A 2,415-nucleotide genomic window follows, 5' to 3' on the forward strand; every position below is an offset into this window, starting at 1 on the left:
CCACTCCAGGCCGTGGTCGAGCGCGTCGGCGCGCATCTCCCGGCACGCCGCGTGCGCGGCGCCGCCGCCGGCGTCGCGGCCCCCGCCCGGCGGTCCGCCGCCGTCCCGCCGGCGGTCCCCGCCCTCCGGCCGCGGCCGCGGCGGCGAGGTCAGCACCGCCCAGCGCCGCCGCCGGGTGAGCGCCCGCAGCGCCACCGGGACGGCCAGGAGCAGCAGCACCAGCACCCCGCCCGCGATCCACGGCGCCGCCGACGCCCCGCCGCCCCCGGAGTCCTTCCCGGACGGGCCGCCCTGCGGGCCGGCGTCGCTGCGGCGCGGCGCGGCCTGCGGCGTCGCCGGCGACCCGTCCGACCGCGAGGTCGCCGTCGGCGTCGGCAGCGCGCCCTCGTCCTGCCGCCCGCCGCCGGTGGCGGCCGGCTCGGTGTAGTCGGGCGTCACGGCGGTGCCCTGCCCGGCCGCGCCGGACGGCGTCGGCTCGAACCGCACCCACCCGGACCCCTCGAAGTACAGCTCGGGCCAGGCGTGCGCGTCCCGCGACCGCACCACCCACGTGCCGGGCCGCGTCTGCGTGCCGGAGGTGTACCCCATCGCGACGCGCGACGGGATGCCGAGGATCCGCGCCATCAGCGCCATCGACGCGGCGAACTGCTCGCAGTACCCGCGCTTGCTGCGCAGCAGGAAGTCGACGAGGTCGTTGCCGTGCTGCGGCGCCGGCGTGGACAGGTCGTAGGTGAACCCGCCGGTCAGCGTGAACCAGCGCTGCAGCTTCACCGCCTGCGCCCGCGCGGTCGCCGCGCCCGCCGCCACGTTCTGCGCGAGCGTCCTGACCTGCGGCGGGATGTTCTTCGGGACGGCGGTGTAGTGGGAGACGACGTCGGCCGGGTAGCCGGCCGCGGACGACAGGTCCGCCGCGGTCGGCTCCGCCCGCAGGCTCTTGACGGTGTAGGCGCGGCCGCCCGCCGAGTCGCTCAGCGAGTAGATCATCAGCGACCGGGGATGCACCCGCCAGTCGCCCTTGATCGACACCTGGGACGGTGCGTACGGCACCGGCAGGAACGTCATGTCGCGGACCTCGCCGCTGACCTTCACCCGCGTGGTGACCTCGTGCACCGGGGCGATGCTCAGCCCCGGCGGCGGCGGCAGCGTCCGGTCCGACAGCCGGTCGGCGGAGCTGCTGCGCAGCCTGCTGTAGGTCCAGCGGTCGCCGTCGAACCGGTCCAGGGCGTACAGCCGCAGGTAGTCCGGGCCGTCCGGGTCGTCGGTGCGGTAGGTCAGCACGACCGAGTCGTCCAGCCGGGTCAGCTCCCGCTTCAGGCTGACCAGCGGGTCCGGCGTGGTGACGGTCTGGGTGCCCTTGCCCCCGCCGCCGCCCATGCCGAACATGCCGCGCGGATGGACGCCGGGGACCGCCATCGGCAGCAGCACCGCGATCGCCACCGAGCCGACCGCGATCCGCCGGCCGCTCGCGGCGCGCCGGCCGCCGTCCACCCGCAGGCGCTGGCCGGCCGGCGGCTCCGCCCCGGCCAGCGGCAGCTCCCCGCCGTGCCGGTGGACGGTGACGGCCCGGCCCCAGCCGCCGACCTGCTCGCGCGCGTCGGCCATCAGCAGGCCGAGGAACCCGAGCGCGCCGACGCCGAACGCCAGCCAGCCGACGCCGTCCTGCCGGACCGCGGCGGGCACGCTGTACATCGCCAGCAGCGGCAGCCCGGCGGGCGCCGCGCGGCGCAGCCGCACCGCCAGCAGGTCGACCAGGACGGCCACCACCCCGATCCCGGCGGCGGCGAGCAGCCCGATCCCCGAGACCAGCGGCACCGGCGCCGCGTACCGGTTCGCGGCGTGCCAGCCGTCCCCGGCCAGGTCGACCAGATGCGACAGCGCCCCCGGCGACGGGACGAACCCGAGCCACGCCTCGCCCCGCGCGTACGTCACCGTCAGGTACAGCAGCAGCACCGCCAGCCCGCACAGCGGGTCCAGCAGCGCCGGCAGCCGCAGCCGGCGCGACAGCACCCCGCCGCACGCCGCCGCCAGCACCGCGCCGAGCCCCGCCCAGAACCAGCGCCCGGTGGCGAACAGCGGGTACAGGCCGATCGAGCAGGCCAGCGTCGCCACCGCGGCCATGACCGTCATCCGGATCCTCATGCCCCGCCTCCGGCCGCCTCCGCCGTCTTCTCCCCGCCAGGGCCGCCGCCCGCGTCCGCGTCCGGTGCGTCCGCCTGATCGGGCGCCTCGTGGTGCCGCACGCCGGTGCCGGACCGGCCGGCCCCCGACCACGCCCCGGCCAGCTCCGCCGCCGACCGGACGACCAGCACCCGCCAGCCGCCCGCCCGCAGCAGCCCGGCCGCGGCCGCCGCCGGCAGCGGCCCGCCGTCCTCGTCCGCCGCCCGCGGCGCCGGAGCCCTCGTCCCCGCCGCCCGC

2 protein-coding genes are annotated in these 2,415 nt (G+C 78.6%); both read right to left on the bottom strand.

All coding sequences use genetic code 11. The features are described 5' to 3' along the window. Positions 1-2,139 (bottom strand): transglutaminase TgpA family protein (locus QP089_RS48640; RefSeq protein WP_285921430.1); only part of this gene is annotated, 2,139 nt, incomplete at its 3' end. Next, on the bottom strand, positions 2,136-2,415 hold a 280-nt coding region (locus tag QP089_RS48645), incomplete at its 5' end, for a hypothetical protein (protein ID WP_446474157.1). The genes QP089_RS48645 and QP089_RS48640, both read right to left, overlap by 4 nt.

The organism is Actinomadura opuntiae, from assembly GCF_030283205.1.
Classification (GTDB): Bacteria; Actinomycetota; Actinomycetes; order Streptosporangiales; family Streptosporangiaceae; genus Spirillospora.